The sequence below is a fragment of the Metallococcus carri genome, assembly GCF_011440275.1.
Taxonomy (GTDB): Bacteria; Actinomycetota; Actinomycetes; order Actinomycetales; family Dermatophilaceae; genus Metallococcus; species Metallococcus carri.
Genome location: NZ_JAAOIV010000005.1, coordinates 96,570 through 122,390 on the forward strand (window position 1 = coordinate 96,570; position 25,821 = coordinate 122,390).

The following is a 25,821-nucleotide window of genomic DNA, read 5'->3' on the forward strand; positions in this document are numbered from 1 at the left end:
TGCCCCCTCCTCAGCGGTTGAAGGCGATCTCGACGGGCTGACCGTCGGTCGCGCTGGACTCGGCCACCCCGACGACGGTTCCGTCGCTGCTGGTGGTCTTGGACACTCGGCCGTTCGCCGCGCACGCGACCGCGTCACCCGCGGCGACGGCACCGGAGGCGATCGGGAACTGCACACCGCCGGCATACACGGTGACCCGTTCGCCGGCCTTGACGTCGAACCCGGCGACGCCGCACCACTTCGTTGAGCCGGCCGAGGCCGGACCGACCTGGTCGGGTCCGGTGATCTCGACCACCTGGCCGCCGGTGATGGCTGCGGACGCGGTCCGGGGGCGTGTCGCGCCCGGGGTGAACTTCGGAACGTACTCGCCCATCAGGAAGCCTCCTGCTCGTTGTCGGCCCACCCGACCTGCTTGGCGAGCGCGGTGTCGCCGTCCAGGTCGATGTCGCCGGCGTGGCCGTGTTCGGTGGTGTTGAAGACCGGCTCCAGGCGGGCGAGCTGCTGCTCGTCCTCCGGGTCGGCCTCGAGGCGGGCCAGCCAGGCGTCCCGCCGGGCCGGTGCGATGCGGCCCTCGCTGACCGCGGCGTCGACGGTGCGTTCCCGGGCGGCGCGCAGCTGGGCTTCGTGCGCCTTCCGGCCGAGGGCGGCGTCCGCGCGCAGCTGGTCGAACATGTCACGGTCCACGCGGACCGTGGTCTCGTCGTCCTGCGCGGCCGGCCGCTCCTCGGGCTGCTCGGCGCGCTCGGTGAGCGCCTCCTGCACAGCCGCGACGATTGTGTCGGGGTCGGCGTCGACACCGACACCGACGGCGTTGCACAGAGCGGCGACCTGGGACTCGGTCAAGTCCATCAGGGTGCTCCCTTCATCGTGGGTGTCTTCGGACCCGGACGCTGCCGCGGCCGAAGGGGTGGACCCGGTCGCGGATGCGGCCGGGGACTGCGGAGCCGAGTGCGCGGCAGTGTGCGGTTCGGGGGCGTGAGCGAACATGGACAGGTCCCACGCGGCCGCGGCCGCCGCCGCGTCCTGCCGCCCGCCAGGGGCGTCAGCTGAGACGCGGTCGGCGAGGCCGGCGTCGACCGCCTCGGTGGCGGTGTACCAGGTCTCCTCGAGCATGACCGCCCGCCATTCCTGCGGGGTTCCGCCGGCGCGGACGGCGTAGAGGCCGGCCATGTCGGTGCACAGCTTGTCCAGGATGCTGGCGGTCTTGGTCATGTCGGCCGCGTTGCCGATGCAGGCCGCCCACGCGTCGTGCACCATCAGCTGCGAGCCAGGCTCCATCACGATCTCGTCGGCGCCGAGGATGACCAGGGATGCTGCGGACGCTGCGAGCCCGTCGACGTGTGCGATGACCTTCGCGTCGTGCTGGCGCAGCACGTTCGCCATCGCCAGGCCGTCGAACGCCGACCCGCCGGGAGAGTTGACATGCAGGTGGATCTGGTCGACCTCGAGCGCGTTCACCTCGGCCGCGAAGTCCTCGGCGAGCACCCCGAACCAACCGCCGATCTCGGCGTACAGGTAGACCCTGGCCGTGGTCGGGGAGGCCTTCTCGGCGCGTAGTGGCTGCATGCGCTTGGCGTTGGCGCGAGCGGCCCGCACGGCCTTCGCGGATGGCACCACCAGCTGTGCAGCTGGCAACGCCGGGAACTGATCGGTCATGCCGGCTCCTTCTCGGGTAGCTGGAACTTGGTGCGGACGTACTTCTCGACCGCCTCGTCCGGGGTGAGGACGCCGGCGTCGACGAGCAGCTTGATCGCGGCGGCCGTGGCATCGGACTGGGAGCCGATCTCGTCGCACACCAGCCGCGGGGACGGTTCGTCCGGGCCCCAGTTCAGGTCGACCAAGTCCTCTACGACGTGCTGGGTGGCGGTGTCGGCGACCTGGTCGGCGATCGCCTGCAGCGACATGGTGAAGAAGTCCGCGAACGTGCTGCCGAGAGCCCACGAACCGGTCTGAGTGCCCAGATTCAAGAAGTGCGCGAGCACGGAGCGGGCGATCTGCTCGTCGTGATACCTGATCACCTTGTCGGCGTCTGGCAGGGTGCCCTGCACGCCCACCAAGTCCAGTTTCGCGCCGTAGGGGATCGACGCCCCAGCCGATTCACCGGAGCGCCATGCTGTCGCCAGCTTCTTGCCGGGCTCGAGGTCCGTTTCGTTCTCCGCGGCGGTGTATCGCGGCACACCCATGCCGTTGCGGTCGATCGTTTGGGCCTGCACGCGCAGCAGCCGGTCCTTGATCAGCCAGTTTTTGTATGCCGGGCGCAGCACCGAGGTGCCTAGCCAGTTCCCGGCCTCCCGCTCGTGCACGTACATCACCAGGTCCCGCACCGGAATTGGGTTCTTCGTGCCGGACTGGGTGATCGACACCAGGCCGCCGTCGCGGGCGACCTTCATGTCGGTGATCGTGCGAGGGTGGCGTGGCCCGAGCTTCCACAATCGGGCTCGGCCGCGGTCGTCGAGGCGGTATACCTGCTCGAACGGCATGAAACCCAAGGGCAGCATCAGCAGCGCGGACGCCAGATGGGCCTTCCAGGAGAACCGATCCCGCGAGCGGGCCCGCACACCCGCCGAATCCTCGCCCTTCACCGGCAAACCGAGGTCCTCGGCGACCAGTGCGACCACCTCGGGCTTCGCGCCGTTGGGGTCCAGGCGCCACGGGGTGCGCAGCAGAGGAAGGTTCAGCCCGCGCAGCACCGAGGTGCACTGCGCGTCGGTGCGGCGCATGGCGTCGAACACCTCGATCGAGTGCGGGAACTGCAGCTCGGTGTTCGTCTCCGCGGGGTTCCACGACCACCAGCTGCCACCAGACCCGCCAGCCGAGCCCTGCTCGACCAGATTCGCGGACTGCGGGGCCGGCGGCTCCTTGATTTGCGCCACGGTCACCGGCCCCCTCTCAGAACTCAGTACTCATCAGGTCCTCGGTCGACACACCGACCGAGGAGGACGACTCCACGCCCACCGGCGGCGGAGGCGGCGACGCTGCACGGCCCAGCAACTGCAGGCCGTAGCCCGCGTACGCCGCTGACAGGACCGGTGACACGTCGATCGCTGCCCGGTTCGACAGGACGTAACGCTCACCAACGGTGCGCAGGCTGACCTCGGCGAGGGCGACCGTCAGTGGGGGCTGGCCGAGGTGGCGTGGTGACCGCACCCAGCCAGTGAGGTCGCCCGCTTCGGGTGGATCCTCATTGCCGGCGGTAACGAACCAGCTCGACGCTTCCTGCTGCTCCTCGGGCGTCATCAGGCGAACCTTGATACCAAGGGCCTGCATGTCGGCCACGAGATAGCTCAGCGGACCCCGCGCGGCCAGCAGGAGCTCCGGGAGGCTGTCGTAAGTCTCCTGCAGCTCGATCACTCGCTCCGGCACCCAGCGAGTTCCATGGTCGTGGGCGACGAGCTGCACGTGGACGGCTCCGTCTCGGCGAAACCCGGCGAGCGAGATCGACGCCCACGTCTGGTGCGGATCCGCGTGCGCCATCAACACGACCTTGCCGACGGGCTTGGACTCCGAGTCTTCACGCCGAGTCCACTGGACCGACGGGATGACCCATGTCTCCGATTCCGGTCGTGGATATGTTCCGACACCCAGGTGCTCCTGGGCGAACTCGTGCGGGCGGTACTTCAACTCGATGTACTTCGCCCGCATGTTGGCGTAGCCGAGCTCACTGCCCGGCAGGTTGTACGAAGGGTTGGTCTTCGCCCAGGTGGCGGGATCCTCTGGGTCGTCGTCCTCCTCGGCCGACCACTGGTTGAAGGTGAGACGCTCCCGGGCCGGGTCACCCGGCTCGGTGTTGAGCGCCCGGTGCACGAGATCACCAAGCACCTGCGACTTCGGCCCTCCAGCCGAGCCCGAGTACCAGATCTGCGGGTTGCGACCGTTGACGAGGGACCCACCCATCGCCTTCATCTGCTCGACCGTTGCAGCCTGCGCCTCATCGACGATCAGAAGGTCGCCATCGAACCCGCGGCCTGTGTCGGGGCCGCGCGTTCGGAAGTTGATGACGGCACCCGAGCGGAGCGTGATCGACTCGACCCCGTTCTGGGTAACGATGCCTTCGTTGCGCTTGGGCAATAACTCCGAGCGCAGACCCGGGTGCGACTTGATCAGGCGTGCGAGCTCCTGGAACGACAAGAGCACGGTGTCGTACCGGTGGGCGGTCCAGAGGATGTTGGTTTCATTGAAGAGGAACAGGCCAGCGAGCGCCCGCGCTTCCAGCTTGACGGTCTTGCCGTTACGGCGCGACAGGATGTCGCAATTCTCGTATGCCGCCCAGCGCTCGTCGCCGAGCGGACCGTTCACGCCCAGGCCATCGCGGAGCCCGTCGCACTGCCACTCGCGCAACTGCTTGCCGCAGTCCGCCATCAGGTCGATCGCCGGTTGCGCCCAGGACCGTTCGTATGGGGCGACAAGCTGGTGAGTGGGTTGCTGCCTACCGATCAGGTCACGGCTTGGGGGCGTGCCGTCGGATGTCGTCAAGCTCTCTCCTGCGCTGCTCGAGGCGCGACTGCGGAATGACTTCGCCACCGTCGGTGCCGGTGGGCTCCTCCACGTCGTCGTCACCGAGTTGAGGCACGAACATCGGAGACGGCGCGATCGCCAAGCCGAGCAAGTGCGTCCGCAACCGAACGATCTGGCGTGCTTCTCTCACCGAATCGAGCTCACCCTTCATCGCCTTCGGCCACACCGCCAGGAGCAAGCGGTCGAGGCGGTCCACCTCGTGAGTTCTAGCCGTCGCGCGGTCGACCTCGGGGCCCCCGCTGTTCGCGAGCGCCCGATCAAACGCCTTCTTCGCGGCTGACCTGTTGCGGTAGCCGACTTCCCGGGCGATCTCGTCGAAGGTTGCCCCTGCTCGCCGCAGTTCGAGCGCGAGACGTTCCTTCTCGACCCGCTCTTGCGCAGAGCCGGCCATCAGCGGCGCATCCTGTACTTCGAGAGAGCGTCGCGGGTGGCGGCGCCTGCCGATCGATTGCAATGAGCGTGTTCGATGCGGTCGCCGACTGCGCGCGGGTTCAGCGCGGCATCGACGGAGTGGCCGAGATCAAGGTCCTGACCCTTCAACATGGGCAGCCCGCAGCGTGGACACGGCTTGCCGTATGCCAACGGAAGGAGTTCTGCGCGTCGGCCACGGTGCGCCCCGTCGTAGGCCGGCGACACCATCAGGTGCCGACCTTCGTCCCGTCGAGCCAGGTGAACTCGCCCTGCTCCCCAACAGGGAAGTGCGCGCAGCAGCCGGCACAGAACGTCCCGCCATAGAACCCGGGATTGCGCGCATAAGTCTCCGCGATCGGCAGACCCATCGTGGTGACAGTGCCACAGACGTCGTGGCGGTACGTTCGGCGGACCGGCCGGACGAATCCCTTGGCTCGCTCGAGTTCGCTGAGCACCAGGTAGGTCTCCTGCTGGCCGTCCGGACGCATCTGGCCCAGCCCCGGGTCGTTGCGGTCATCGGTCAAGCCCATGCGCGGAACCTCCCAGATCAGGTGGTGTTTCCACACCCGGGAAACACCGTGTGTCGCAACGGTTTTCGAGGCGCGAATCTGCTTGTGCCGCAACAGGATTCGTGTGCCGCCAGGATCGAGGCGAGTGGTCCGAAAACGTGGCCGTTCCCGGGGGGATGTGGTGCGACAGGTGTGGTTGTCGCAGACCGCAAGCCCGAATTTTTCTGCGCCGCGTTGCGCGATCGGCTCGACGAATTACGCTGTGCCGCAACGAAGTTGGTGACTCGTACTCGCTACTGTCGCAACAGGTTTCAGGTGGCGCGCTTCGAGACGACTTCGACGTCTAGGTCGCACGTGCTGCACGACAACCGCACCGTCGTCACCTCGACGTCACCGTCCCACGACGATGACGACCCGCGAAACCGCAACGGCTTAGCCTGCTCCGCACAGTCCGGGTCATGCTCGACACCATCGAGCCGAGGCATACACGCCGGCATCACCGATCACCAGCCCTCCGAGAAAACACGAAGCCCCGCACCGTCACCGGTCGGGGCTCAGCGAGTGGGCACAATACGTCCCACGGCTGACAGCGTATCCCAACCACGGACCCCAGCGCGTCACCGGCCAGCCGAGCGCGGCGTGTCGTACACCCAACGACGAACACCACCCGGCGAGACAACCCACGACCCGCCGGCCAGCACCAGCGGTGAGTCCTTATCCTCGACCAACTCGCGGAAGTGCGTCGCGCACAACGCACCCGTGTCACCACGCGCACGACGACGGCGACAACCGCGCACCGCACACGATCGCGTCTCGCTACTGGTCATACAACCTGGCCGTGCTCGCGGTCGGGATGGCCGGCCCGATCGGCCTGGCGATCACGCGAATGATGTCACGCCCGTTGCGCTCGATCTCGAGCTCGGCCCGGAACGTCGCGACCTGCAAGCCCTCCCATTCGAGCGTGACCCTTACCCGTGGTGGTGGTGACAGCGTCGCCGGAGGCCTGAACAAGGTCGAACGCGGGCGAGGGTCCTCGGCGTAGTAGTTCCCGTCGGTGTCCACCTCGTGACTGCCATCCGCAGACCAGGACGCCGAGTCAGCCGAGCCGTTCCAGTCGTCGATCACGTCGTCGCACTCAGCGAGGAACGCGTCCACGTCATCACTCGGCACGGTCAGCACCGCCCAGCAGCTGCCGGCGCAGCTCGAGGCACGTGCGCTCGAGCGCTGCGGCCGCAGCCGCCTGCGAGCCCGGCAGATACTGCAACTGGACGTGCACACCCACCTGCTCGCGCACCTCGTTCGACACCGAGGCGGACACCTCGAACGGTGTGTCCGCTTCAAGCCTGATCGACGACCTCACTGTTGCTCCTGTTCCCGCCACGGCCGTGGCGTCCGTCCCGTAGCCGCGAGCACCTCGCCCGCGTCCCACACCGCCACCCGAGCCCTACCCATCCGCACCACGCGTGCCGGCGCCAGATCCCTGCGCCGAGCCCAGGTCCGGAACGAGCCTTCGCCCACACCGACCATCTGCGCGGCATCAGCCGTGCGCAGGAAGATCGAGTCACCCATCGAAGTCACCCCACGGGTCACTCGCGTTCTCCTCGAGCTCCTCCATCGTCCAGTCCTGATCCGAGCACGACTCCCGCAAACACCGGACAGTCCCTGTGAGCGGGTTCACCCGCAGCGAGTCCGCGAAGCACGTCGGGCACGACCACGCCAGATACCGCTGCCGTCGGCGACGGATCCGCCCACACGAGCGATGCGCGCACGACGCGCACACCGGACCCAGGCGGGGCCGGCCCTGCGCCTCGACCACCCGCGCCAGTCCACACACGTCGTGGCTGCACGCCGGCGACGCACACACCGGGCCCGCCTGGGTCCGGATCCAACGCTCCGCGTCTTGCGCACGGTCAGGGTTCAACCCCGGGGGCATCCGCTGCCAGGGAACCTCGAACCCGGTCAGCTCCATCGCCCTGGTGTGCCAGCGCGACACCGCCTGCTCGATCCGGCCCGGACGCAACCGTCCATCAGCCAGCTCGATCACACCCAACGGGTGCCCGACCTCCCGCAGCTGCATCGCCAACCCCGGCAGCCGGGCCAGGGCGCGACGGCCGCGACCACCCCCGCTGTCGTACACCGGTGTCGGCGCCTCCACCACGCGTCGGCCGAGCCGCACAGTCGCGATCTCTTCCTCCTGGAACTCTGGCAACCCGAGCGCGCACCGGGCCTGCCGCTCGAGCTCGGCCGCACCACGCATCACTTCGTCGAGGAGCTCCGCCGCCGGCGCCGACCACGGCGCCGGAGAACCCACCGACTTCCGCGCACCAGAACCACGGCCAGGCGCGTCCGGGTTCTCCGGGGCAGTCGACTGCGACGCCGGCACCAACAACGCCAAGCGGTCCAGCAACGGTGCGCCACCACGACCGTGCGAGCACACCTGATACCGGGTCGGCCGACACACGTGATCTGCCGGCACATCGTTCGGGTGGAAAGACCTAGTCAGATCCAGCAGCAGGTTTTCCAGCGTCTTACGCCTCTCGAACGTCACCGAGGTCCCTCCCACGACATCACCACGGTGTGATGCACCTTGAGGTGAGCGCACAGCGCGTCGAGCGCCTCCCGGTGGCTGTCGGTGAAGCCATAGCCGATAAACGCGGACCCGCTGTCGATCGTGGGTCGAAGGTGTTCGTCTCTGGCGCACCGCCACAACCACACGCTCGGGCCGCGCGCCGACCTGCGGATGGCCCGTAACACCCGCGGCCGCTCGAAGCTCACGACGGCACCTCGTCCGGGTCACAGCACGGGTGCGACCGCTCACCCGCGGCGAACAGATCAGGGTCCATCGGATGCCGGCACACCCGGCATCGCGGCACGAACTGCTTCACCACGGCCTCGCCGTCCGGGCGCGGCTTCACGCGGTTCGGGCAGGTCGCCTGATGCGCCCGGTATGCCGACTCGGCCTTGATCGGGATCTCATGGTTGCCGTGCACGAACGCGAGCAGCTGACGCCCCGACGGGCGCAGCTCCACGTTCCCGCGACGCGTCGGCAACGGGTCCAAGGGCATACGGCGACCGTTCGACGTCACCACCCACCGCAGCGCCTGACCGCACGCCGTGCAGAACCCCGACGAGTTCGGATGCGCGCGAGCCGCGCGTTCGGTCGCATCCGCGAGCAGCTGCCGCACCTGCTGCCACTCGTGCTCGCGCACCGCACCCGCCCGGGCCGCCAACTGCAGCTGCACGCGCTCCTGCGGATCCGCGAGCTCCGACAACACCATCCCGGCCTTCACCGCGGTTCGCGCCAGGTCGAGCGCGAGCGGTGACACCGTGTCCACTAGCCGCCGGCGCGTCATCACACTCACGCGACCCTCGCCGCGATCACCGACGACACCACCACAGCGCCACCGGCCAGCTGCCGCACCGCGAACGACGGGGCACCCACCTCGAGCAAACCTCGGCGAGCCAGATCCGACTGGATGTCCCGGAACACCGTCCGCAGCAACAGACCCAGATCCGCATCGGGATCGACGTCGGTGAACAGATACTCCTGATCCACAGCCCCAGCGGGCATGGTCAGCTCCTTCCACGCCGCCCCCGACGTGAGCGAGGGCGAGAGGGTGCGGGAGAAGAACGATTCAGAGCAGGAACGCCCGCAGGAGCGGGCGCTGCGCCCGTCCCGTCCCTACCCGTCCCGACCCGACCCGGGCCGTAGTCCTCGGATTCACCAATTCGGGCCGTATTCGGGCCGACGGTGGAGTCCTCGGGTGCGGCCCGGGCCCAGGTGGGTGGTGCTGGCCCGCCTGGAGGCGGGTCATGGCCCTGTGTTGGGGCAGCGATCCCGGGCCCAGGGGTGCCCGGCCGCTCTGACGGTTGCGCGTTCCCCGGACCGGGGTCCGGCTCGCGCTCCTGGCCGCCGGCAGGTGCCGGTGGCGAGTCGCCGCGGGTGAGGGAAGCGGGATCCGACGTGCGGTGATCGTCGGGTCGCTCTTGTGGGTGCGCGGTGTCCGGGGACGTCTCCCACGGGTCGCGCTGGCGTGACCTGGCCCGTCGGTCAGGTGCACGCTTCTCCAGCTCGCCCGTCGGCGGGCCGGAAGTCTTGACGGTCACGCCCTTGCTCGCGAGCCACTCGACAGTGGCCGGTGAGTAGAAGGGCGACACGGGTGCCGGGTGTCGAGGCACCCGGGTGTCGGCGGCCGGGTCATCGCCGCGGCGGCCGTTGCAGGCACGGCACGAGACGAACAAGTCGTCCGGTGACTCGGCTCCCTGGCCGGGCACCCGATGGTCGTACGTGCCGCCACGGTCGTTCCGGTTCGAGCCCCACTGCACGATGCGGCGGCAGTAGCGGCACGCGTCGCCGTCCCGCAGCCTTACCGGCACTGTCAGCTTGGGGTTGCCGTTGTCGACCTTGCGGCGACGTTCCCAGTCGATCTCCTCCTTGGAGCGCATGTGCCACAGATCGGGGTCCTCGACCAGTTGCCAGTAGCGCGAGCGCCCCAATCCGGTGGAGGTCATCAGTCCCGCGGCGACGGCCTGCTTGAGGAGCTTCGATGCGCGCGGTCCGGCGAGGAGCTGGGCGGTGCCGAGGTCGATTCGGTAGTCGGTCATGTGCCCCGCGGACAAGGTCGCGCAGCGCACGACAAAACCGAATACCTCGTTGATCGTGCGGTCGTCCGATCCCGGCACGCCGGCCAGCGCCGTCACCAGCGGGTGGGTAGCGGCGTTGTCGCCCAATCGGAGCCAGGGCACGAATGTCCTTCCAGGTCATGGTCACGGTCGTGAGCAGCGCGGGCAGGGTCACGGAGGGTCACCGCCCGGGTCGGGTCGCAGCGGACCGGGGCGCGCGGTGAGTTGCTGCAGTTGGGCGCGGAAACCGACCTTCGCGCGCACCTGGTCAGTGACGTCGAACCCGTTGCGGAACGCCTGGTCGACGAACCGTTGGATGTCGCCGAGCGTCATGCCGGCGGTCCTGTCGGCGGCATCGACGACGAGTTGGGCGCGCGTGCTCACAGTGGCCCCTTCCGACTTTGACCGTTGCGCCAGAGCGCGATCGCGCCGAGCACCACGGTGGCGGCGGCCGCGAACCCGGTGATCGCGAGCGCCGTCCAGGCGAGGACCTCGATCACGGCCGGCCAACCCAGGGGCGTAGCTGTTTCCCGAAGTGCTCGAAGGACGCAGCGAGTTGCTGAGCGGATGCGATGATTGCCTTCACCTGGGCGTGGAGCGCTTCGCGGGCGAGGCGGGCTTGTCGCTGTCGTGGGGTGAGGTGGCACCACGGGTCCCGGTCGAGCTCGACAGCGAGGTATGCCGCGATGAACTCCGGGTCGTTCACGGGGCGGCCGCGGCCGGCGACGAGCCCGCGGGCGACGTCGATCACCTCGAGCGTCACGACCGTGCCCGCTTCGCGTTCTTGCGCGAGGCGTGGACTCGCTCGGCCATCGCGACCAGGTCGGGGTGAATCTGCACCCGCAGGGTATGGCTCGCTTTCTGAGCGAGCAGCCCGCCCGCGAGGATCTCGTCGTCGGAGACCAGGAGGTGCTTGGCCTTGCTCAGCACGACGGCAGCAGCGTTGGCCTCGCCGATGTTCACGAGGCGTCACCGCACAGGGTGCGGGCGACCTCGGCCGGGTCGCCGCCGTCGATGAGTGCTTGCTCTTCCGGGGTGGGCTCCCACTTGTAGATGCTGACGAGTTGGTGGACCCACGAGTGCTCGTTGGCTGCGTCACGCCAGAGCCAGGTGCGGGGGTTGTCCAGGCTGTCGTCGGTCGCGGCGTCCAAACGCAGCCGCCGGAAGACCACCAACGCGGGCAGCGGTGTCGCCTTCAGCGCGGCACGGAGCTTGTCCGGGAGGTCGTCGGAGTCCAGGGTCTTGTCCGACGCGTTTGGCAGCAGCATTTGGGCGAACACGCGACGCTGCCGTACACCGGCCGGGTGCTTCGCCGCGAGCATCGGCTCGAAGTCGCCCACGACCATCTCGCGGGCGATCTGCTCGGCCGCGTCCGATCGGGCCACGTCACCGAGGAACCGTCTGCGCACCACCGCGGTGGCGCGCAGGCGCGCCTCCAGCTCCGCCAGTGCCTTCTCGTCTGCGGCCTGCTGGGGCTGTTCCTCCGGGTCAGTGGTGGGGGCTGGTACTGCCTCGTCGGGGGAGACACCGAGCTCGTCGCCGTGGTGGTCGTACGGGGACGTGCAGACACCGATAACGGCTTCGTCTTCGTCGATGGTGAGGGCGTGCCCGGGGCAGTCCTTGTGCCACTCGATCAGCTTGTTGTAGTAGTCCTGGTCGTCGACCTGCCGGAGGTCGCCACCGATTTCTCGTTGCTGAGCTGGTGAGAGAAGCGAGTCAACGAAGCACTCCGGCTCGACGTCGTCGACCTTCACGTAGGGGACGCCGTCGGCCGTGCACCGCTTCTTCAGCGCACGCTCGGCCCGCTGGAAGTTCGCCCGCTCGGTGCGGGCTTGCTTCTCCCGCTCCAGAGCGGTCGCGAGCGCGATCGGGCCGGCCTGCGCCGCCCGGTCGAGGCGGGTCATGGCGTCGCGGTCGTTCGCGAACGACGCCATCCTGACCGCGTCCTCGAGGGTCAGGTCACGGTTCAGGATCTGCGCCTGCGTGGAGCCCGGGAGCTTGGTGACCTTGATCCGGTCGGTGACGGCCTTCTTCGACCTACCCACCTTCGCCGCGATGTCCTCCGGCTTGTAGTCCAGGTCGATCAGCAGCTGGTATGCCGTTCCCTCCTCGACGGGGGACAGGTCGACGCGTTGCCCGTTCTCGACGAGCATCCGCTCGACCTGCTCGCCCCGTTCAGAGGCGGGGTGCAGGATCGCCGGCAGGGTCTTCACGCCGGCCTGGATCGCTGCGGCGAGGCGCCGGTGGCCGGCGACCAGCTGGTACTTCTTCTTCACCCCTTCGCCGGAGGGCTCGACGACCAGCGGCTCGAGCAGGCCCTGAGCCTGGATCGACGCGGCCAGGTCGGACAGGTCGCCCAGGTGCTGGCGGGGATTGTCGGGGTGCTCGGCGATGTCCTTGGTCGGGATATCGAGCAGCTGCACGGTCGCAGCGTTCATGCGGGTCTCCTTCAGGGTGTGCGGGTCACGGCACCGGCGACAGGTGCCGGGTGCTGGTGGGGTCTGCGGGGCTGGCGTCGGAGGTCACGTCGCCGTCAGCGGCGCCGGCGTCGGGCTCGGCGGCGTCCTCGTCGTCGTCGGTGCGGCGCATCGTCGACGGGAGCCGCTCGAGCCAGGCACCCCACGCGTCTAGCACCTCCTGGTCGTCGTCGAAGGACGACCCAAGCGGGTGCCGCACCGACACGGCGCCGATGAACGAGTCACCGACGGTCACGAGGAACCGGTGCCGGCCCTGACCGAGCAACCGGACAGCCATCGGCCGCTTGTAGGCGCGCACCGCGGCGTCGAACACCGCGAACGACGCGATCAGCGGTTGCCCGTCATACTCCGGTGGGACCTGGAAATGACCATGGACCGCCTCACCGAGGTAGCCCTCGATGTCGGGGAACAATGTCGAGGTGCCCAACGTCGGCAAGACGAGCTCTTCACCGATCGACAGCAGCCCCGAAATGTCCCTCGTCGAGAGCACCTGCCCCTCACGCGTCGAGGCGACGGCGAGCTCGAGCTGCTGGTCCGGCTCAACGTCCTTCCCGGTCACCTTGACCGGCCGGTGCACCGCGAGGAGCTTCTTCACCGATTCCACGGACAGGTCGATCGCCAGCCCGGAGTCATCCGAGCCGCCCACCACCGAAACGATCGCCAGCCCTGAGCTGTGAGCGTCCGTAGCGAGGACAGCCATGTTCACGCGGTCAACGACCAGACGCACCCGCGCAAGATCCGACACGTCCACCGACGACGCGTGCGGCAACACCGCGGTGAGAGCCTGATGCAGGTCCCTGATGTCCACCACGGTGCTCACCGGGCCTCACCACCGTGGCTGCGCTCATACGCCCGGCGGGCGACAGCAACGATCACCGCCATGTGCGCGGGCGAGCCAGGGCCGTTCGCGTAATAGGACGCCCACACCTCGTCACGATCGGCCTGGCGCAGCGCCCGCCAGTGCACCTTGCACATGGCCAGGAACACCGGGATCCGAGCACCGCAGTCACGCACCGGGCAAATGTGGGTCGTGCTCACCGGCAATCACCTCGTTCCGGCACCAAGGGCATCCCCCGCTGTTTGGACGATCCGTGCTGGTGTGCTCGGGTGCGTCCGCGTCGACGACCACGGGCCCGTCGACGATCAGCCCTAGCCAGACGATCCGGTCGGCGCTGCGACTGTCGTCGACCGTGACCTTCCGTACGCAGAGCCATGGGAAGGTGCGGCCGTCGACAAACACGCCGGCGCGATTGATATGCACCGATCGGGCTATCCGTGCGCGTTCGTGGTCAGTCATTTGCGCCTGTCCACCTTCCGGGGTCGTTGATGCGCGAAGCGCGCTCATAGGCGTTAGGGGCGATGTCGAACTCGCCGTCGGCCCACCGGTCGAACACGTCGCGGCGGGCCTCTGATCCGACGCGGACCAAGTCCGGGCGGGCGACCCGCTCGAGGCCTCGCAGCTCTAGCTCCGACCAGGACGGCACCTTCGACCGGTAACCGCGGCCGTCAGTCATGACCGTCGCCTCCCAGCCGTAGGAAGCGGACAGGGTCACCGGTGCCCGCTAGGAGATCCCGCAGCGCCCGCAGGGTCTCTTCGCGCACCGCCGGGTCTCGCATCTGGATGGCCTTGATGTGCTGGGCGAAGTTCGTTGCCATGCCCGCGGCGACCGACGGTGGGATACCCGCAGACAGGACGAGGAAGTTGCAGATACCAGTGGCCATGCCCGAGTCGAATACCTCGAGCAGCTGCGCCTCGGTCACGGTGTGCGTGGTCTCGTACGCGTTCACGGCAGCGGCCTCCATTCCTGGCCGTCACACCCGGGTCGGGTGCACACCAGCACCCGCCACCGCGCGTTGCCCTGCCAGCGTTCCTCGACCCGCCAGGCATGAAGATCCAGGCGACACAACAGCATTCGGACCCAGCTCATAACGCGCTCACTTTCGCTTCGGGCATCGTCTGCCGGCAGATCGCGCACTCGCCGTGCTCGTAGGAGTCGGCGATCGCGTCCTGGCGTTCGCTGGCGCGGATCACCGCCTCCCAGCACTCACCGCACGCGACCGACGCGAGACGGACACCCTTGGGGTGGCCCATCCGCTGGCAGCGGTTGCGGGCGAGCGGTGACAGCGGGTGTGAGGCCCCGAGGTGGGGTACGCGGGTCGGTACGTGCCCGCGGGCGCGCCCGGATTCGATGCGGGACAGACCGATCGCCTCCCGCAGGCCCATCTCGCCGGCGCGGAGCTTGCGCTGCTCCTCCCGGGGCAGCTCGAGCAGCGACAGCCGGTCGGACACCCACACCTGGTTACGGCCGACCCGCTTGGCGACCATCGCGTGCGTGACTTCCTGGCCGCCCATCGCGACGCGCAGCGCAGCCAGCGCGTGCGCTTGCTCGATGGGGTCAAGGTCGCGGCGCTGGCTGTTTTCGCTGATCATCGCGGCGAGGACCTGGCCGCGGGTCATCTCCGGCCGGATCACCGTCCACACCTGGTCCCAGCCGAGGTGCTTCACCGCGGCGAGGCGGCGGTGGCCGGCCACGACGACCAGGCGGTCACCGTCTTGACGGGCGACGATGTCCTGCAGCAGTCCCACGTCCGCGATCGAGGCGGCCAGGTCCTCGACCCCGTCGCCGGCGTCGGTGCGCGGGTTCGACGGGTCAGGATGCAGATCGGCCACGTCGACGAGGCGACGCTCCGAGCCCACCGATCGCGGCCCCGACGGTGACGCCGACGAGCTCGCCAGCCTCTGGCCGGCCTCCAGCTGCTCCGGGTCAATACGAGTGACGCCAGGCTTGCTCTGGAACTGCTGGACCGCCAGGTTCATCCGCTGCTCGTTCGTCGGGAACCCGATCGCGTGCGCGATCTCCTCGACCTGCGACACCTTCACGCCCTCGACCAGCTCAGCTGTGCGCTGCGGGGACTCCAGCCGCGCCAACCACACCGCCACCTCGTAACGCTGCTGCGCGGTCAGCAGATGCGATGTGAACGTCACCGTTGTTCACCGCCCGCGCCGAACTCGCGGACCACGTCGACGAGCCAGCGCACGGCATACACGCCCGCACCAAACGCCAGCGCAGCCAGGGTCGCGACGACGAACGTCAGCCCGTTCGGTGCACCACCCGGGGACATCACGCGACCGCCTCGAACGAGAACGCCGGCTGCACCGACCGGAACGCGCACTGGTGGCAGACGAACAAGACCACCTCGACCGCGCCTGCGTGCTCACGCAAACCCTCGAGCGAGGACCACGGGTCACCGCAGCGCGGGCACGGTGTGCGCCTCGCCTGCATCTGCAGGTCGACGACCAGGGCGTACGCGACCGGGGTCGTGCCCGAGGTCACCCGGATCACACCGTGGCCCACGCGGGCGGCCATCGCGTGCCGCACCGTGGCGTGGCCACGCGCGAGCTGCAGCACACGGGTCGGTATCAACCGGTCGGCCATCGCCAGCGGCACGACATACCGGCCGAGCACGTCCCGGTCGGACAGGCTGCCACCCGGATCGCGGTCGACCGCGGCCGGCCGCGCCAGAGTGACGACGGAATACGGGGTTGGCATTACACTCTCCCTTGTTAGGTGGCCGGGTCCTGGCGCCGCGAAACGACAGGGACCCGGCCGCTGCTTATGTGCGGGTCGGAAACGGGATCACGTTGGCCGGCGCCGCCGCGGGCGAACCGGACATGACGACACGGTCACCCGTGTCGCGGAACACCAGGCGCCCGTCGACAAGCACCCGATCGCCACCCACCACCACACGCGTGGCCCGCGGGAAAAACCGGGCCCGGAACGCCTCCCGCTCAACCGCGAGCCTCTCGCTCGCGCGCAAAGCTGCGGCGACATCCTGAGGCGGCACGGTGCGGCAAGCGCGGTGGATTCGGGTGATGCGCGAGCGGGCGGCGTACTCGAGCGCGTATAACTGGGTCAGGTAGTCCGCTGTGGCCTCGAGCGTGAACACGTCACCAAACGGGGACAGCGGGGACAGCGGGTGCGTAGTCACCAGTCACCTCCGGACGCGCGGGCGGGGGAGCCCAGGGGGGACGGCTCAACCCCGCCCGCGCGCTGCACCGGCTGCGGGCCTGTGGCCAGGGCCGGCGCCTTCACCGGGGCAGGTTTACGCCACCCGCCGGTGAACCCTGCAAGGATCCGGGACATGTCGGGGACGCAGGCCCGCGCCTCCGACCCGTACGCACCCGTCGATGCACGACGAGTGCCGGAACCGAGAGGGCGATTCGATGAACGACTCATCACAGCCTCCGACCAAATTCGACCGTGATGCTGCACTTGCCACGCTCGACATGATCGAGAGCCACCTGCAGAAGATGACTGACCCGGCCGACCCGCTCACCGCGAGCGCTGCGCTGAAGCTGGTTATCGCCGACATCAGCGGCTTGGCTGAGGTCGTCCGCGGCATGGTCGAGGCCCACCCCGTCGCCAACGACTAGATCTCCCAGGGGAGCCGCAGCCTGCTCGCCGGGGGTGGCCGGTCCGCAGTATTCACAGCACGCCACGTCAAGGACGGTCACGTCCTCGGGCAGGAGAGTAAGTCGGTCTCTCATCGGACGCTCCTGACGAGCGCGACCCGTTGCTGCTGGGGGCGCTTCAGCAGGTCACGCGCGGGCACGACCTCGACCTCGCCGGGCCGTAGAGCCCGCGGCACCAGCACCGGGCGGTCACCCAGGCGCCGAATCCGCTTGCGGGACAGTCGCATCGCGTCCACCCGCTCGAACGGCACATTGCCGCGCGACCCCGCCTTACGCTGCCGCGAGCGCCACACCACCTTCCGCGGCTTGACGTCGACGTAGCCGACGCCCGGGACGAACTCCCGCTTCGCTGTGCTCATGCGGAGGCCTTCCTCTGCGAGCGTTCGGTGCCGCACGTCGGGCAGTAGGTGCGGCCTGGCTCGGTGAGGATGAGGTGTCCACCGTTGGCGACGATCCACTCCCACGTGGTGCCGCCCGCCTCGCGGAGTTCCGCGACGGAGGCGCCGAGTTGCCATCCGGTCGGCAGGTCAACCCAACCCCCGTCAACCAGGAGGAAGGAGCGACCGAACTGGTCGCGAACGATGGCGCCTTCGTTGGTGGGCTCCGGGTAGGTTTCTGGCACCGGATTCGAGGAGGGCGCGCCATGGCTCACATGCGATTGCTCAGCTGGCGCATTCCTAGCGCTCTCACCGGCTGCTGGCCCGAGCCCAGCGTCCTTCTCAGCGACGGCATCGAGACCGCCTCCGCCGCCAACGCCGCCACTATGTTCATCGACCCCGTCGATGACACCGGAGCCGGCGGTCACGTCCTCGCCGGCGGATGGACCCCGATCAGCCACCACGTCGTCATCGACGATGACGGACCCATTCTGAGCGTCCTGTTCGTCCGCGACTGACGCCGACGGGCCCTCGTAGATCTCGATGTCGTACGCCATCCCGGCCAGGTCAGCCCAGCGGAACCGGTCACCGATTGCGGCGCTAGGAGCAAACTCGCCCTCGACCACGATCCACTCGTCCCAGAACGGCAGACGCGCGAACCAAGCGTGATGGGTTTTCCCGTCGGCCGGCCACTGTGTTCGAACGACTGCTACGGCTGTCGGCGCCTTCGGAGCTGGCGTAAACCGGCTCGGTTCGCGGAACCGGAACACGACCTCGGCTGATTCAGCCGCACGGACGACCCAGCTCATGCCGAGGCCGCCTTCCGCGAGCGCCCAGCTGTTCGCGCGTCGCGCGCGAGTTCTGCCTTGAGTCGCTTGATCTCAGAGGGAGGGAAGAGGAATGGTCCTCGAAGGCCGGGCAGCTTCCGCGCGGGGATGATGCGGCCGTTCTGGACCCATCGGCTGAGAGTGCTGGGGTGGACGCCTAGCGCTTCGCACGCCTCGGCGCTAGTGAGCTCGGTGTGCATGTGCTTATGCAAATGCACATGTAGGAGATTGTCAAGTAGTGCCGACCAAGTTGCTTCCGCATAGGGCAAGGTTGTGCAACACTGTGCGCATGAGCACATCGCCGATTGAGCGCGAGGACCTCAACTTCGACCTCGCCGACCGCCTTCACAAGTCTCTGCGAGTGGCCGGTAAGTCGGCATCGCAGATCGCAGAGGACCTCGGAGCTCACCGCAACACGGTGAGCAACTACCTCGCTGGCCGCACCACACCGGAGCCCCGCACGCTGAAGGGATGGGCGCTAGCGACAGGCGTGCCGCTGAGTTGGCTTGAGAGCGGCAACCTCGATCCGCGCGGCCCTGGTGACGGCGGCGCCTTGCGGTCGGTCGCCTCTGTCGGTGCAATTCGAGCTGCCATCGCCGAAGTCACCGGACGTGACATCGACATGGTGACGTTCGCCGTGTTGGTCGAGGCAATCGGCCAGCGGGACGAGGCCACCCTGGCCAAGGCGAGCTTTACCGCATGGATCCTCGCGACAGCCTCGGGATTCGACGCGAAGAGCTTGGGAATCGCTGACAGCGTTGTTCCGGCCTACGTAGACAGCGACCGCCTCGCGGAAGAACTCCGCGAGGCGGTCGAGCGGTGCGCCATCAGGGACTCGAACCCCAAACCCGCTGATTAAGAGTCAGCTGCTCTGCCAATTGAGCTAATGGCGCAACGACGGAAAACATTAGCAGGCGGCCCGGGTGGGAACGAAATCGGTGACGTGCACCGGCACCCGCCCCGTGAGGACCGCACACTCGCTAGGTTGCTCCTGACGCCCGACTGCTGCCGATGCGAAGGACCAAGCGCATGACGATCCTGCACGACGAAACCGTGGAGCGACCGTTCGAGGACCCTCCAGAGCTCACCGCCAAGCCGGATTGGAAGGTCGCCTTCGGTCGCGCGCGGAGCAAGTTCTCCCAGGACGGGTGCACCGATCTTGCGGCCGCGCTCACCTATTACTCGATCCAGTCGATGTTCCCCGGGCTGATCGCGGTCATGTCGTTGCTCAACATCTTCGGCAATGGCAAGAGCACCACGACCTCGCTGGTGGCCTCGATCGGCCGGATCGTCGGCAAGGACCCCAAGGACCTCACCTTCGTCACCGATGTCATCAACAACGTCCAGACCACCGGCGGCGGGGTCGTCGCGCTGATCATCGGTCTGGTCGGCGCGCTGTGGTCGGCGTCGGGGTATGTCGGTGCGATGGGCCGGGCGCTCAACAAGATCTATGCCGCGCAAGAGGGTCGCAAGTTCGTCCCGCTGAAGGCGACCCTGCTGGCCGTCACCGCCATTGAGCTGATCCTCATCGTCATCGCGATGCTCGCCATCGTCGTGTCCGGCTCGATCGCCCGCGAGATCGGCAAGAGCATCGGCCTGGGCGACCAGGCGGTCATGGTGTGGGACATCGTCAAGTGGCCGTTCGTGGTGCTGATCGTGGTCGCGATCATCTCGATGCTCTACTGGGCGACCCCGAACGTGCGCAAGGCCCGTCGCCAGCTGCTCACCTGGGGCGCACTGATCGGCTTTGTGGTGTGGGTGGTCGCCTCGTTCGCGCTGGTCACCTACATCGGCCTCACCAAGGGTGCGTCCTACCAGAAGACGTATGGCGTGTTCGCTGGCGCGATCATCCTGCTGCTGTGGCTGTGGATCACCAATATCGCGCTGCTCTTCGGTGCGGAGATGGACGCCGAGCTGCTGCGCACCCGTCAGTTGAAGTCGGGCCTGCCGGCGGAGCGGCTGGTGCTGCTGCCGCTGAAGTCGGACGCGAAGGTCGAAAAGACGATCGAGAAGGACGATCAACTCGTCGACCGGGCCTACGAGCTGCGGCTCGGCAGCGAGTCCGACCCGGCTGCGCGCTCCCAGGCGCGCGCGGGCAAGGACACCGGTGCGCGGGTGCTCGGCGCCGGTCTCGGCCCCTCCCAGCACGGGTCGCGAGCCACGCCGACCAGCCCGGCCGGCCGCCGGCTCGGCGACGGCGACACGAGCACGAGCGGCGGCTCTGACAAGGGCGGCGAAAAGCGTTCGCGGACAACCGGATTCGACCGTGAAGCCGAGGCGGCGGCGATCGCCGCCGCGCGCAACCAGCGCCGTGAGGCGGCGCTGTCCGAGGCGTCCGAGCAGCGCCGCATCCGCGAGCGCCTCGAGGCGCAGGAGCGCAAGCGCCAGGCGGCCGCCGACAAGCGTCGCAAGGAGCAGGAGCGCAAGGAGAAGGAATCCCGCGGCTATGTCACCGCCCAGCAGCGCTGGGAGTCGGTCGACGCGGTGCGCGCCCAGTTCGGCTCGGGCGCCGACTCACCCTCGCGCGACGAGGTGAGAGCGGCGCGCGAGGAACGGCGGGCGGCATACCGCGCGAATCAGCAGGAGGCGCGCAAGCGGGCCGAGCTGGCGCCCCCGAAGCCGAAGCAGGACAAGAAGCCGAAGAAGCGGGCCAAGAGCTACGACGAGGAGCCGCGGCCGTTGCGCGCCGACATTGAAGCCGAACGCGCGCAGCGCCGCGACGCGTGGTACTCCGACCGGGGTCGATAAGCGGTCCGCAACGAGCAAGGCCCGGGATCTTGTCGCAAGATCCCGGGCCTTCGCTTGGGGTGAGTGACGGGACTTGAACCCGCGACCCTCGCGACCACAACGCGATGCTCTACCAGCTGAGCTACACCCACCATGGAAAGTGCCGCCTCGCTGAGGCAGCGCGGACTATCGTACCGGTCCGCGAGGAGTGCTCGTAACCGCGCCTCAACCCCCGGCCGTATGCCGTGCCGCGATCTCCTTCGCGGTCGCGCTGTCCGGGCCGGGCGGCGGCACGAAGACGGCCTCGCGGTAATAGCGCAGCTCGGCGATCGACTCGGTGATATCGGCGAGCGCGCGGTGACCGCCTTCCTTGCGCGGCGCGGCGAAATAGGCCCGCGGATACCACCGGCGCGACAGCTCCTTGATCGAGGAGACGTCGATCAGCCGGTAATGCAGGTGCTCGGCCAGCTGCGGCATATCGCGGTCGAGGAAGGCACGGTCGGTCGCGACGGAGTTGCCACCGAGCGGCCAACGGCCGGCGTCCGGTGCGAACTCACGCACATAGGCCAGCACCTGCTCCTGCGCCTGCTCCATCGTCAGGCCCTGCTCGAGCTCGGTGAGCAGGCCCGAGGAGGTGTGCATCTCCCGCACGAAGTCGCCCATCTGCTCCAGCGCCTCCTGCGGCGGTTTGATGAGCACGTCGACGCCGTCCCCGAGCTGGTTGAGGTCGAAGTCGGTCACCAGGCAGGCGACCTCGATGAGGGCGTCCTGGCGCAGGTCGAGCCCGGTCATCTCGCAGTCGATCCAGATGATGCGGTCGTTCGTGGCCTTCGTGTCGTTCACAGCCGACAGCCTATGGCGGCGATCTGAGCGTCTCTCAACCACTATCGTCGCCGGCTATGACCAGCACTGACCTCGCGCTGCCGGCGAGCCTGCGCCGCCGGCCGCTCGCGATCCGGTTGCTGGTGTGGTCGCTCGCCGCGGTCGTCTTCCTGCTCGGCCTGGCGCTGATGCTCGCCCTGGTGCGCGCGCAGACCGGGCTGACCGCAATGGTGCTGGGCATCGGCCTGTCACTGATGGTCGTCGGCATCGTGGTGCCGGTGTTGCTGTGGGCCGACCGGTTCGAGCCCGAGCCGCCGGGGATGCTGCTGTTCGCGTTCGCGTGGGGCGCGTGTTTCGCGACGCTCGGTGCGGCCTTCCTCAACGACATCGGCGCCTATTTGATCGGGGCGACGGGCGACAACAATCCGCTGGTCGCCATGGCGATCGCGCCGCCGGTCGAGGAGACCCTCAAGGCGCTCGGGCCGCTTCTGCTGCTGCTCTTTCGCCGCCGCGAGATCGACGGCGTCCTGGACGGGATCGTGTATGCCGGGCTTGCGGGCGCCGGTTTCGCGGTCGTCGAGGACGTGCTCTATCTGGCCAATGGGTATGCCGAGTCCGGCCGCAACGGGCTGTTGTCCACCTTCATCGTGCGGGTGCTGATGTCGCCCTTCGCGCACCCGATGTTCACCGCGTGCACCGGCATCGGGCTGGGTATCGCGGCCACCCGGCGGTCGTGGGCCGCGCGGATTTTCGCGCCGTTGCTCGGCTGGTGCTGCGCGGTGGTGTTGCACGCCCTCTGGAACAGCCTCGCGCTCGCCTCCGAGCGCGGTTGGCTGCTGCTGTATGTCGTGGTGCAGCTGCCGCTCTTCGTCGGTTTCGTGGTGTTGCTGGTGTCCTTGCGGCGGGCCGAGGGACGCAAGATCGCAGCGCAACTGTCGGCATACGTCCCGCTCGGGTGGCTCACGCCGGCGGAGGTCTACATGGTGAGCACGCTGTCCGAACGGCGATACGCCCGGGCATGGGCCTCGTCACATGGGGGCCGGCCGCTCAGTCGCCAGATGCGGCTGTTCCAGGATGTCACCACCGAACTCGCGATGACCCGGGCCCGGCTGGTGCGCGGCCCGGTGACGCCCCGGGACGTGCAGGACGAACGCCAACTGCTCGACGCGGCCTGGGCGCTGCGGCAACCCTTCCTCGGCACCCCGCTCTACCGCTTCCACGGCTGGCAACGCACCTACGGCTGAGTTTAGCCGGGCGCTGAGCAGCACGTTGGTGGGGCCACCGACTCCCGAAGCCGCCACCACCGCGGTGACGACGTGGCGCACCCAACGGGACAGTCCTCAAACCTCACCCCCGCCGCGAAATCCCTGCTGCGACGGTGGAAGAAGGGGTCTCTGCGGTGGCGTGAGCAGGGTGTGGGACGGCGGATTACCGACCGCCGGGGCCGCAATGTGGCCGCACTTGAGAAGCCTCAAACCTCGATCAGTCCCGGTGTTCGCGCCGAGATGGTGACCCGTTACGAGGCGGGCGCGACGGTCCGCGAGTTGGCCGCGTGGTCCGGTGCGCACCGCGAGACTGTCGTCCGTCATCTTGTTCGCGCGGGGGTCGAGCGTCTGCGCCTCGGGCTCGACGGTGATGAGTCGGCGAAGGCCAGGCAGCTGTACCTCGACGGACTGACGCTGGCAGAGATCGCAGTCCGGTACGGGGTCGCTGCGAGCACGGTGAGGTCGTGCTTGCTGCGGCAGGGTGTCGTCCTGCGTCCAGCGGCTCGGCGTCGCGTAGCGGGGTGATGGTCATTGCCTTGAGCGGCCGATGCGCGAGTCCGCGTCCTCTGATAGTACAGCGTTGAGTGTATTGTTTGCCGGGTGGAAGTGGTGGTTCAGGGTGACGTGCTGGCCCGATTCGGGCATGCGTTGTCGGACTCGACGCGGGCTCGGATCATGCTTGCGTTGCGGGAGTCGCCGGGGTATCCGGCGGAGTTGGCCGAGTCGCTGTCGGTCTCGCGGCAGTCACTGTCCAACCATCTGGCGTGCCTGCGGGGCTGTGGCCTGGTGGTTGCGGTACCTGAGGGGCGGCGGGTTCGCTACGAGTTGGCCGACGTCCGGTTGGCGCATGCCTTGACTGATCTGCTTGGCGTGGTGCTGGCCGTCGATCCGCAAGCGTGTCCGGACGCGGACGAGGGCTGCTGCTGATGTCCGGTGGCGAGCCAGCGCGCCGCCCGGTGGCACCGATCGCTAGTGACGCGGAGGTAGGGGGCCGTTGCTGCGCAAGCGCGGCGGCCCCTCGGTTCGAAGCCGGCTTGCCGCTGCTCGACTTGGTGGTGAGCGGGGGACCCGGCGAGGTCGACCCACAGGCTCCTGCTGCCGACCGCTGCGTCGATCAGTGCTGTGCAGCCGTCCCAGTGCCTGACACGGGGTGGTTCGTGGCAGCACGGCGGGCGCGATGGCTGTCGTGGTTTTCGCTGGTCTGGATGGCGGCCGAGGGGGTACTCGGCTTGGTCGCAGGGTTGGACGGCGGGTCGATCGCGCTGGTCGGTTGGGCGCTCGGGTCGGTGATCGAGGCTGCGGCGTCGGTGATCGTCATATGGCGCTTCACCGGGAGCCGCACGTTGTCCGAAGGAGCGGAACGGGGCGCGCAGCGGGCGGTTGCGGTGTCCTTCTTCCTGCTTGCGCCGTACGTGGCGGTCGAAGCGATCAGCGATCTGATCACAGGTCGCGCCGCGAGCGCTACTGCCCTCGGTCTGGCGGTAACCGCAGCCAGCCTTATCGTGATGCCGCTGCTGGGTCACGCGAAGCGGCATCTGGGACAGCGACTCGGTTCGGGTGCGACCGCCGGCGAGGGCACGCAGAACTTGTTGTGCGCGGCGCAGGCCGGCGCGGTGTTGATCGGTCTTGCCGCGACGGCCGCTTGGGGCTGGTCATGGCTCGATCCGGCCGTTGCCCTCCTGCTTGCCGGGTGGGCCGTCAGGGAAGGCATCAGTGCCTGGCGCGGCGACGACTGCTGTTGACCGGCCGCCCGGGGAGCGTTCAGTCGAACAGGTCGGACAGGAACCCTCCGCGCTTGCGGCGTTTGCCGTAGCCGCTGGTGTCGTAGCCACTGTCGTGTCCGGATCGGCGGTCGCCGTGGTGGCCTTCTCGGGCCGGGTAGGGAGGCGCGTACGGCGCCTGTTGGGGACCGCCTTGGGTGTAGAAGCCGTTCTCGGCGTCAATGAGTCGTTCCAGCTCGCCGCGGTCGAGATAGATGCCGCGGCACTCGCCGCACTGGTCGACGGTGACGCCGTTGCGTTCGTATGCCCGCATCGTGCCGGTGCACTTAGGGCAGGTCAGCGTTCGGTCTAGCTGGGTCACGGTGATCACCTCGCGGGGTCGGGTTCGTCGACGGGCGGCTCTGCCTTGACGGGCTCGGCCGTATCAACAACACTAGCATCGTCTGATCAGTTGTTCATACGTGGAGGTTATTGGTGGGTACCGGGGACGCCAGCCGCTCCGAGAAGTCAGCCGCGGTGAGCGCGCTTGATACCTGCGGGGAGCGCGTGGTCGACCAGGAACGGGTCGCGGCCGTGCGGGCGGTGATGCCGTCGCCGGCGGACGTGGAGGACTTGGCGCGGGTGTTCGTGTTGCTGGGTGAGCCGGGGCGGCTGCGGCTGCTGACTAGCTTGTTGGAGGCCGGCGAGCTGTGCGTGTGCGACCTGGCGGCGACGAGCGGGCTGAGCGAGTCCTCGGTCAGTCACGCGCTGCGGCTGCTGCGCGCGGCGCGAGTGGTCTCGGTCCAGCGGCGCGGCCGGATGGCCTACTACCGCCTCGACGACGGCCACGTGCGGATGCTGCTCGACCTTGGCCTGACCCACACCCAGCACACCAGCACGCTCACTACTGCGCCCGAGCCGGGTCGACCGGAGCGGACGACCTCGTGAGCCCGGCATTCGAATCGGACCGCCCCGGCACCCACCCCCCTACGCCGGGGCACGAGGTCGGCGGCCGAGCACGACAGCAACCGATCGCGGCGGCCGACCACCGACAGCCGGTCAACACCGGTGCCGCCGCCGATGACCACGCCGAC

General features: G+C 68.6%; 37 protein-coding genes and 2 tRNA genes. 7 read left to right on the top strand and 32 right to left on the bottom strand.

Features of this window, described 5'->3' with window-relative positions:
• Positions 1 to 10: 10 nt before the first annotated feature.
• From G9U51_RS08335 to G9U51_RS08455, 25 genes are all read right to left on the bottom strand, one after another.
• Positions 11 to 373, bottom strand: a complete 363-nt coding sequence (locus tag G9U51_RS08335) for a capsid cement protein (protein WP_166195917.1) — start codon at positions 371 to 373, stop codon at positions 11 to 13.
• On the bottom strand, positions 373 to 1,656 hold the full coding sequence (locus tag G9U51_RS08340; RefSeq protein ID WP_166195919.1) for a head maturation protease, ClpP-related: 1,284 nt from the start codon (positions 1,654 to 1,656) through the stop codon (positions 373 to 375). The genes G9U51_RS08335 and G9U51_RS08340 overlap by 1 nt, the downstream gene beginning before the upstream one ends.
• Positions 1,653 to 2,879, bottom strand: a complete 1,227-nt coding sequence (locus G9U51_RS08345; RefSeq protein WP_328823382.1) for a phage portal protein family protein — start codon at positions 2,877 to 2,879, stop codon at positions 1,653 to 1,655. Before G9U51_RS08345 ends, G9U51_RS08340 begins: the two co-directional genes overlap by 4 nt.
• 10 nt (positions 2,880 to 2,889) lie before the next feature.
• Positions 2,890 to 4,473 (bottom strand): terminase large subunit, encoded by a 1,584-nt coding sequence (locus tag G9U51_RS08350; RefSeq protein ID WP_166195921.1) that lies wholly within the window; start codon positions 4,471 to 4,473, stop codon positions 2,890 to 2,892.
• Positions 4,439 to 4,906 (bottom strand): hypothetical protein, encoded by a 468-nt coding sequence (locus G9U51_RS08355; protein WP_166195923.1) that lies wholly within the window; start codon positions 4,904 to 4,906, stop codon positions 4,439 to 4,441. The genes G9U51_RS08350 and G9U51_RS08355 overlap by 35 nt, the downstream gene beginning before the upstream one ends.
• Before the next feature lie 247 nt (positions 4,907 to 5,153).
• Entirely contained in the window at positions 5,154 to 5,456 is a 303-nt protein-coding gene (locus tag G9U51_RS08360) for a hypothetical protein (RefSeq protein ID WP_166195924.1), read from the bottom strand.
• A 795-nt stretch (positions 5,457 to 6,251) separates the two neighbouring features.
• Positions 6,252 to 6,614, bottom strand: coding sequence for a hypothetical protein (locus G9U51_RS08365; protein WP_166195926.1), 363 nt, complete (start codon positions 6,612 to 6,614; stop codon positions 6,252 to 6,254).
• Positions 6,595 to 6,795 (bottom strand): hypothetical protein, encoded by a 201-nt coding sequence (locus G9U51_RS08370; protein WP_166195928.1) that lies wholly within the window; start codon positions 6,793 to 6,795, stop codon positions 6,595 to 6,597. The genes G9U51_RS08365 and G9U51_RS08370 overlap by 20 nt, the downstream gene beginning before the upstream one ends.
• Positions 6,792 to 7,004, bottom strand: coding sequence for a hypothetical protein (locus G9U51_RS08375; RefSeq protein ID WP_166195930.1), 213 nt, complete (start codon positions 7,002 to 7,004; stop codon positions 6,792 to 6,794). Before G9U51_RS08375 ends, G9U51_RS08370 begins: the two co-directional genes overlap by 4 nt.
• Positions 6,997 to 7,983: a hypothetical protein gene (locus G9U51_RS08380; RefSeq protein WP_166195932.1), complete on the bottom strand. Its 987-nt coding sequence runs from the start codon at positions 7,981 to 7,983 to the stop codon at positions 6,997 to 6,999. The genes G9U51_RS08375 and G9U51_RS08380 overlap by 8 nt, the downstream gene beginning before the upstream one ends.
• 223 nt (positions 7,984 to 8,206) lie before the next feature.
• Positions 8,207 to 8,797, bottom strand: a complete 591-nt coding sequence (locus G9U51_RS08385; RefSeq protein WP_166195934.1) for a hypothetical protein — start codon at positions 8,795 to 8,797, stop codon at positions 8,207 to 8,209.
• On the bottom strand, positions 8,794 to 9,006 hold the full coding sequence (locus tag G9U51_RS08390; protein ID WP_166195936.1) for a hypothetical protein: 213 nt from the start codon (positions 9,004 to 9,006) through the stop codon (positions 8,794 to 8,796). The genes G9U51_RS08385 and G9U51_RS08390 overlap by 4 nt, the downstream gene beginning before the upstream one ends.
• A 2-nt stretch (positions 9,007 to 9,008) precedes the next feature.
• The gene (locus G9U51_RS08395) at positions 9,009 to 10,181 is read right to left on the bottom strand and encodes an HNH endonuclease (RefSeq protein ID WP_166195938.1); all 1,173 of its coding nucleotides are present in this window, start codon (positions 10,179 to 10,181) and stop codon (positions 9,009 to 9,011) included.
• A 48-nt stretch (positions 10,182 to 10,229) separates the two neighbouring features.
• On the bottom strand, positions 10,230 to 10,442 hold the full coding sequence (locus G9U51_RS08400; protein ID WP_166195940.1) for a hypothetical protein: 213 nt from the start codon (positions 10,440 to 10,442) through the stop codon (positions 10,230 to 10,232).
• Positions 10,443 to 10,554: 112 nt separating this feature from the next.
• Complete coding sequence (locus G9U51_RS08405) at positions 10,555 to 10,821, bottom strand: hypothetical protein (protein WP_166195942.1); 267 nt, start codon at positions 10,819 to 10,821, stop codon at positions 10,555 to 10,557.
• A complete protein-coding gene (locus tag G9U51_RS08410) occupies positions 10,818 to 11,021 on the bottom strand; it encodes a hypothetical protein (protein ID WP_166195944.1) in 204 nt (67 codons plus the stop codon). Before G9U51_RS08410 ends, G9U51_RS08405 begins: the two co-directional genes overlap by 4 nt.
• Positions 11,018 to 12,496: a ParB/RepB/Spo0J family partition protein gene (locus G9U51_RS08415; RefSeq protein WP_166195946.1), complete on the bottom strand. Its 1,479-nt coding sequence runs from the start codon at positions 12,494 to 12,496 to the stop codon at positions 11,018 to 11,020. Before G9U51_RS08415 ends, G9U51_RS08410 begins: the two co-directional genes overlap by 4 nt.
• A gap of 25 nt (positions 12,497 to 12,521) precedes the next feature.
• Positions 12,522 to 13,355 carry a hypothetical protein gene (locus G9U51_RS08420; protein WP_166195948.1) on the bottom strand — a complete coding sequence of 278 codons (834 nt, stop codon included), beginning with the start codon at positions 13,353 to 13,355 and terminating at the stop codon, positions 12,522 to 12,524.
• Positions 13,352 to 13,549: a hypothetical protein gene (locus tag G9U51_RS08425; protein WP_166195950.1), complete on the bottom strand. Its 198-nt coding sequence runs from the start codon at positions 13,547 to 13,549 to the stop codon at positions 13,352 to 13,354. The genes G9U51_RS08420 and G9U51_RS08425 overlap by 4 nt, the downstream gene beginning before the upstream one ends.
• Positions 13,542 to 13,832: a hypothetical protein gene (locus G9U51_RS08430; protein WP_166195952.1), complete on the bottom strand. Its 291-nt coding sequence runs from the start codon at positions 13,830 to 13,832 to the stop codon at positions 13,542 to 13,544. Before G9U51_RS08430 ends, G9U51_RS08425 begins: the two co-directional genes overlap by 8 nt.
• Before the next feature lie 209 nt (positions 13,833 to 14,041).
• Complete coding sequence (locus G9U51_RS08435; RefSeq protein ID WP_166195954.1) at positions 14,042 to 14,323, bottom strand: hypothetical protein; 282 nt, start codon at positions 14,321 to 14,323, stop codon at positions 14,042 to 14,044.
• A gap of 136 nt (positions 14,324 to 14,459) precedes the next feature.
• Complete coding sequence (locus G9U51_RS08440; protein WP_166195956.1) at positions 14,460 to 15,521, bottom strand: ParB/RepB/Spo0J family partition protein; 1,062 nt, start codon at positions 15,519 to 15,521, stop codon at positions 14,460 to 14,462.
• Positions 15,518 to 15,661, bottom strand: coding sequence for a hypothetical protein (locus tag G9U51_RS08445; RefSeq protein ID WP_166195958.1), 144 nt, complete (start codon positions 15,659 to 15,661; stop codon positions 15,518 to 15,520). Before G9U51_RS08445 ends, G9U51_RS08440 begins: the two co-directional genes overlap by 4 nt.
• On the bottom strand, positions 15,658 to 16,086 hold the full coding sequence (locus G9U51_RS08450; RefSeq protein WP_166195960.1) for a hypothetical protein: 429 nt from the start codon (positions 16,084 to 16,086) through the stop codon (positions 15,658 to 15,660). The genes G9U51_RS08445 and G9U51_RS08450 overlap by 4 nt, the downstream gene beginning before the upstream one ends.
• A 64-nt stretch (positions 16,087 to 16,150) precedes the next feature.
• Complete coding sequence (locus tag G9U51_RS08455) at positions 16,151 to 16,525, bottom strand: hypothetical protein (protein WP_166195962.1); 375 nt, start codon at positions 16,523 to 16,525, stop codon at positions 16,151 to 16,153.
• Between the two features lie 235 nt (positions 16,526 to 16,760).
• Between G9U51_RS08455 and G9U51_RS08460 the strand changes: the two genes are divergently transcribed.
• Positions 16,761 to 16,970, top strand: a complete 210-nt coding sequence (locus G9U51_RS08460; RefSeq protein ID WP_166195964.1) for a hypothetical protein — start codon at positions 16,761 to 16,763, stop codon at positions 16,968 to 16,970.
• A gap of 110 nt (positions 16,971 to 17,080) precedes the next feature.
• Here the strand turns inward: G9U51_RS08460 and G9U51_RS08465 are convergent, their stop codons facing one another.
• Genes G9U51_RS08465 through G9U51_RS17990 form a run of 3 tightly spaced genes read right to left on the bottom strand, consistent with a single transcriptional unit; the run spans position 17,081 to position 18,512 of the window.
• Positions 17,081 to 17,368, bottom strand: coding sequence for a hypothetical protein (locus G9U51_RS08465; protein WP_166195966.1), 288 nt, complete (start codon positions 17,366 to 17,368; stop codon positions 17,081 to 17,083).
• Positions 17,365 to 18,195, bottom strand: a complete 831-nt coding sequence (locus G9U51_RS08470) for a hypothetical protein (protein ID WP_166195968.1) — start codon at positions 18,193 to 18,195, stop codon at positions 17,365 to 17,367. Before G9U51_RS08470 ends, G9U51_RS08465 begins: the two co-directional genes overlap by 4 nt.
• Positions 18,192 to 18,512, bottom strand: a complete 321-nt coding sequence (locus G9U51_RS17990) for a helix-turn-helix domain-containing protein (protein ID WP_407941430.1) — start codon at positions 18,510 to 18,512, stop codon at positions 18,192 to 18,194. Before G9U51_RS17990 ends, G9U51_RS08470 begins: the two co-directional genes overlap by 4 nt.
• Between G9U51_RS17990 and G9U51_RS17995 the strand changes: the two genes are divergently transcribed.
• A complete protein-coding gene (locus tag G9U51_RS17995) occupies positions 18,503 to 19,072 on the top strand; it encodes a helix-turn-helix domain-containing protein (protein WP_166196186.1) in 570 nt (189 codons plus the stop codon). The genes G9U51_RS17990 and G9U51_RS17995 overlap by 10 nt on opposite strands.
• On the opposite strand, the gene G9U51_RS08485 is transcribed toward G9U51_RS17995, so the two are convergent.
• Positions 19,034 to 19,106 (bottom strand) — tRNA-Lys (locus tag G9U51_RS08485). The two genes, G9U51_RS17995 and G9U51_RS08485, sit on opposite strands and share 39 nt — an antisense overlap.
• Before the next feature lie 136 nt (positions 19,107 to 19,242).
• Between G9U51_RS08485 and G9U51_RS08490 the strand changes: the two genes are divergently transcribed.
• Positions 19,243 to 20,961 (top strand): YhjD/YihY/BrkB family envelope integrity protein, encoded by a 1,719-nt coding sequence (locus G9U51_RS08490; protein ID WP_166195972.1) that lies wholly within the window; start codon positions 19,243 to 19,245, stop codon positions 20,959 to 20,961.
• A 55-nt stretch (positions 20,962 to 21,016) separates the two neighbouring features.
• Here G9U51_RS08490 and G9U51_RS08495 read toward each other — a convergent pair.
• Together G9U51_RS08495 and orn are read right to left on the bottom strand one after the other, a co-directional pair.
• A tRNA-His gene (locus G9U51_RS08495) sits at positions 21,017 to 21,092 on the bottom strand.
• A 73-nt stretch (positions 21,093 to 21,165) separates the two neighbouring features.
• Positions 21,166 to 21,783, bottom strand: coding sequence for an oligoribonuclease (gene orn / locus G9U51_RS08500; RefSeq protein WP_407941431.1), 618 nt, complete (start codon positions 21,781 to 21,783; stop codon positions 21,166 to 21,168).
• 56 nt (positions 21,784 to 21,839) lie between these two features.
• Here orn and G9U51_RS08505 point away from each other — a divergent pair, with 56 nt between their 5' ends.
• From G9U51_RS08505 to G9U51_RS08515, 3 genes are all read left to right on the top strand, one after another.
• On the top strand, positions 21,840 to 23,006 hold the full coding sequence (locus G9U51_RS08505; protein ID WP_166195974.1) for a PrsW family intramembrane metalloprotease: 1,167 nt from the start codon (positions 21,840 to 21,842) through the stop codon (positions 23,004 to 23,006).
• Between the two features lie 621 nt (positions 23,007 to 23,627).
• Positions 23,628 to 23,954 carry an ArsR/SmtB family transcription factor gene (locus G9U51_RS08510; protein ID WP_166195976.1) on the top strand — a complete coding sequence of 109 codons (327 nt, stop codon included), beginning with the start codon at positions 23,628 to 23,630 and terminating at the stop codon, positions 23,952 to 23,954.
• Positions 23,955 to 24,184: 230 nt separating this feature from the next.
• Positions 24,185 to 24,769: a cation transporter gene (locus G9U51_RS08515; protein ID WP_207948146.1), complete on the top strand. Its 585-nt coding sequence runs from the start codon at positions 24,185 to 24,187 to the stop codon at positions 24,767 to 24,769.
• 19 nt (positions 24,770 to 24,788) lie between these two features.
• Here the strand turns inward: G9U51_RS08515 and G9U51_RS08520 are convergent, their stop codons facing one another.
• The gene (locus G9U51_RS08520; RefSeq protein WP_328823383.1) at positions 24,789 to 25,109 is read right to left on the bottom strand and encodes a TFIIB-type zinc ribbon-containing protein; all 321 of its coding nucleotides are present in this window, start codon (positions 25,107 to 25,109) and stop codon (positions 24,789 to 24,791) included.
• A 155-nt stretch (positions 25,110 to 25,264) separates the two neighbouring features.
• On the opposite strand from G9U51_RS08520, the gene G9U51_RS08525 reads away from it, so the two are divergent.
• Positions 25,265 to 25,675, top strand: a complete 411-nt coding sequence (locus G9U51_RS08525) for an ArsR/SmtB family transcription factor (protein ID WP_407941432.1) — start codon at positions 25,265 to 25,267, stop codon at positions 25,673 to 25,675.
• The last annotated feature ends 146 nt before the right edge of the window (positions 25,676 to 25,821 follow it).

Bases quoted from the DNA above. Each gene is read 5' to 3' on its own strand.
- G9U51_RS08340 (WP_166195919.1), bottom strand. From the start codon at position 1,656: ATGACCGATCAGTTCCCGGCGTTGCCAGCTGCACAGCTGGTGGTGCCA.
- G9U51_RS08360 (WP_166195924.1), bottom strand. From the start codon at position 5,456: ATGGGCTTGACCGATGACCGCAACGACCCGGGGCTGGGCCAGATGCGT.
- G9U51_RS17990 (WP_407941430.1), bottom strand. From the start codon at position 18,512: ATGTGCTCATGCGCACAGTGTTGCACAACCTTGCCCTATGCGGAAGCA.
- G9U51_RS08465 (WP_166195966.1), bottom strand. From the start codon at position 17,368: ATGAGCACAGCGAAGCGGGAGTTCGTCCCGGGCGTCGGCTACGTCGAC.
- G9U51_RS08470 (WP_166195968.1), bottom strand. From the start codon at position 18,195: ATGAGCTGGGTCGTCCGTGCGGCTGAATCAGCCGAGGTCGTGTTCCGG.
- G9U51_RS08450 (WP_166195960.1), bottom strand. From the start codon at position 16,086: ATGCCAACCCCGTATTCCGTCGTCACTCTGGCGCGGCCGGCCGCGGTC.
- G9U51_RS08335 (WP_166195917.1), bottom strand. From the start codon at position 373: ATGGGCGAGTACGTTCCGAAGTTCACCCCGGGCGCGACACGCCCCCGG.
- G9U51_RS08390 (WP_166195936.1), bottom strand. From the start codon at position 9,006: ATGCCCGCTGGGGCTGTGGATCAGGAGTATCTGTTCACCGACGTCGAT.
- G9U51_RS08430 (WP_166195952.1), bottom strand. From the start codon at position 13,832: ATGACTGACCACGAACGCGCACGGATAGCCCGATCGGTGCATATCAAT.
- G9U51_RS08415 (WP_166195946.1), bottom strand. From the start codon at position 12,496: ATGAACGCTGCGACCGTGCAGCTGCTCGATATCCCGACCAAGGACATC.
- G9U51_RS08505 (WP_166195974.1), top strand. From the start codon at position 21,840: ATGACCAGCACTGACCTCGCGCTGCCGGCGAGCCTGCGCCGCCGGCCG.
- G9U51_RS08355 (WP_166195923.1), bottom strand. From the start codon at position 4,906: ATGGCCGGCTCTGCGCAAGAGCGGGTCGAGAAGGAACGTCTCGCGCTC.
- G9U51_RS08490 (WP_166195972.1), top strand. From the start codon at position 19,243: ATGACGATCCTGCACGACGAAACCGTGGAGCGACCGTTCGAGGACCCT.
- G9U51_RS17995 (WP_166196186.1), top strand. From the start codon at position 18,503: ATGAGCACATCGCCGATTGAGCGCGAGGACCTCAACTTCGACCTCGCC.
- G9U51_RS08375 (WP_166195930.1), bottom strand. From the start codon at position 7,004: ATGGGTGACTCGATCTTCCTGCGCACGGCTGATGCCGCGCAGATGGTC.
- G9U51_RS08460 (WP_166195964.1), top strand. From the start codon at position 16,761: ATGAACGACTCATCACAGCCTCCGACCAAATTCGACCGTGATGCTGCA.